The organism is Litorilinea aerophila (genome assembly GCF_006569185.2).
GTDB lineage: Bacteria > Chloroflexota > Anaerolineae > Caldilineales > Caldilineaceae > Litorilinea > Litorilinea aerophila.
This window is the reverse complement of record NZ_VIGC02000071.1, coordinates 1-2533: the sequence shown is the minus strand read 5'-3', so window position 1 is coordinate 2533 and position 2533 is coordinate 1. Positions and strand designations below refer to the sequence as shown.

Annotated in this window: 2 protein-coding genes; both read right to left on the bottom strand. The window is 64.2% G+C overall.

Annotated elements, in window-relative coordinates; translation table 11 throughout:
• Window positions 1–210: 210 nt before the first annotated feature.
• Window positions 211–1266: an ABC transporter ATP-binding protein gene (locus FKZ61_RS23610; protein ID WP_141612623.1), complete on the bottom strand. Its 1056-nt coding sequence runs from the start codon at window positions 1264–1266 to the stop codon at window positions 211–213.
• Window positions 1263–2333 carry an ABC transporter ATP-binding protein gene (locus FKZ61_RS23605; RefSeq protein ID WP_141612622.1) on the bottom strand — a complete coding sequence of 357 codons (1071 nt, stop codon included), beginning with the start codon at window positions 2331–2333 and terminating at the stop codon, window positions 1263–1265. The genes FKZ61_RS23610 and FKZ61_RS23605 overlap by 4 nt, the downstream gene beginning before the upstream one ends.
• Between the last annotated feature and the right edge of the window lie 200 nt (window positions 2334–2533).

The window sequence follows — 2533 nt, the reverse complement described above, 5'->3', positions numbered from 1 at the left end:
AAAGGTCAAATGAGGACGCTGACCCACGCAGATGAACGCTGATTCGGGAGATTCCCTCCTGCGTTTCTTTGCGCCTTTGCGCCTTTGCACCTTTGCGTTTAAAAATGCCCCTTCTGCAGGGGAGCCAAGAATCTGTGGCCCTTTGCAGTCCAAGCATATGGCGCGGATAGCCCAAGAATAGTGCAGATAGGGCGTTCCGGGCAAAATCGGTCAGCCGCCATCGATCACCCCCCGGGGGAGCTGGTCGATGCCCTGCAGGGAGAGCTCGGCCCAGCGATGACAGGCCACTTGATGGCCCGGCGCCACTTCGGTCAGGGTCGGAGTCTCCTGGCGGCAGCGGGCTTCCGCATAGGGGCAGCGGGGATGGAAGTGACAGCCTGGCGGAGGCGCCGCCGGGTTGGGCACATCCCCTTCCAGGGGAACCATGCCGGAACGGATGGTGGGGTCGGGCACGGGCACGGCCATCAGCAGGGCCGAGGTGTAGGGGTGCTTGGGGCGGCGGAAGAGTTCATCGGTGGCGGCGGTCTCCACGATGCGGCCCAAGTACATGACGGCCACCCGGTCGCAGATATGCTTGACCACGCTCAGGTCGTGGGCCACGAAGAGATAGGTGAGCCCCAACTGCTGCTGGAGGCGCATGAGCAGGTTGAGTACCTGGGCCTGCACCGACACGTCCAGAGCCGAGACCGGTTCGTCGGCCACCACGAAGCGGGGGCGGAGGGCCAAGGCCCGGGCAATGACGATGCGCTGGCGCTGGCCGCCGCTGAAGGCATGGGGAAAGCGTTGCATGTACTCGGGACGCAGGCCCACCAGCTCCAGGAGTTCCGCCACCCGCTCGGCCCGCTCCCGCCGATTCTTCAGGCCTTCCAGCACCAGCAGGGGCTCGCCCACGATGTCCAGCAGATTCATGCGGGGGTTGAGGGAGGTGAAGGGATCCTGGAAGATCATCTGCATTTCCCGGCGCAGGGGCTGCAGCTCGTCCTCGTCCAGTTGGGCCACATCCACCGTCTCGCCAGCCGCGGTGCGGAACAAAATTTGACCCGCGGAGGGGTCGATGGCCCGCAGGATGCAGCGCACGGTGGTGGTCTTGCCACAGCCACTTTCGCCCACCAGGCCCAGGGTCTCCCCTTCGTGGATGTAGAAGCTCACATCATCCACGGCCCGGACCTGGCCAACCACCCGCTTGAAGAAGCCCTTGCGGATGGGATAGTACTTCTTGAGGTGCCGAACTTCCAGCAACGGTGTTGAAGAGTTGGCGGTTGTCACAGTGCCTGTCCTTGATGCTCGGGTTCCATGACAGGAGGATGGTACAGAAAACAACTGGCCCACTGGCGCTCGTTGACCGGCTGCAGGGTGGGGGTATGCCGGTCGCAAGTGCCGGGCATGAAGGCCGGGCAGCGGGGATGAAAGGGGCAGCCCGGCGGCCGATTGAAGGGATGGGGGATGGAGCCCTCGATGGTGGGCAGCAAGGTGCGCGAAGGGGCAAAAATGGATGGGATGGAGCGCAGCAGCGCCTGGGTGTAGGGATGTTGCGGCTGGCGGAAGACCGCCTCCACAGGCCCCCGTTCCACCACCTGGCCCAGGTACATCACCACCACGTAGGAGGCAATCTGGGCAATGATGCCCAGGTCGTGGGTGATGAAGAGGATAGCCATGTTATGTTCCCGCTGCAGCGCACGCAGCAGGTGGATGACCTGGGCCTGGGTGGTGACGTCGATGGCGGTGGTGGGCTCGTCGGCGATGAGCAGGGACGGGTTGCAGGCCAGGGCCATGGCGATCACGGCCCGCTGGCGCAGCCCGCCGCTGAGCTCCCACGAGTAGGCGTCCATCCGCTGCTCCGGGCTGGGAACCCCCACCTCCCGCAGCCGTTGGATGGCCATCTGGCGTGCGGTGGCCTCGTCCACCGGCTGGTGCAGGCGGATGGCCTCCACCAGCTGAAAGCCAATGGTGTGCACGGGGCTGAAGGCGGCCATGGGCTCCTGGGGAATCAGGGCGATCTCCGCACCCCGCAGGGAACGCATGGCCTTGCCCCGGGGGTCCAGGGCAGCCAGGTCCACGAACCCATCGTCGGTGGCTCGCTCTGGCAGGGGGAGCGATGTCTTTTGGGGACGGAACAGGATCTGCCCGTCCACGATGCGCCCCGGTGGGCCGACAATGCGCAGGATCGACCGGCCGGTGACGCTCTTGCCACAGCCACTTTCACCCACCACGCCGACCACCTGGCCGGGATAGATGTCAAAGCTCACGCCATCCACGGCCCGGACGGTTCCCTCGTCCAGGAAGTAGTAGGTTTTCAGATCGCGGACGGATAGCAGTGGCACGTCGTTTGCCATGATGAATCCTCTACTACAGTCTGGCGTAAATACCACGGCAGAAATTCCGGGTGCCCGCTGGGCGCACGACCTCTGGCGGAGGCTATCGGTGACTTCCCTGCCAAAAGGGCATTTTTGAACGCAAAGGCGCAAAGAAATGCAGGAGAGAGTCACCCGAATCGGCGTTCATCTGCGTAGGTCAGCGTCCTCATTTGACCTTT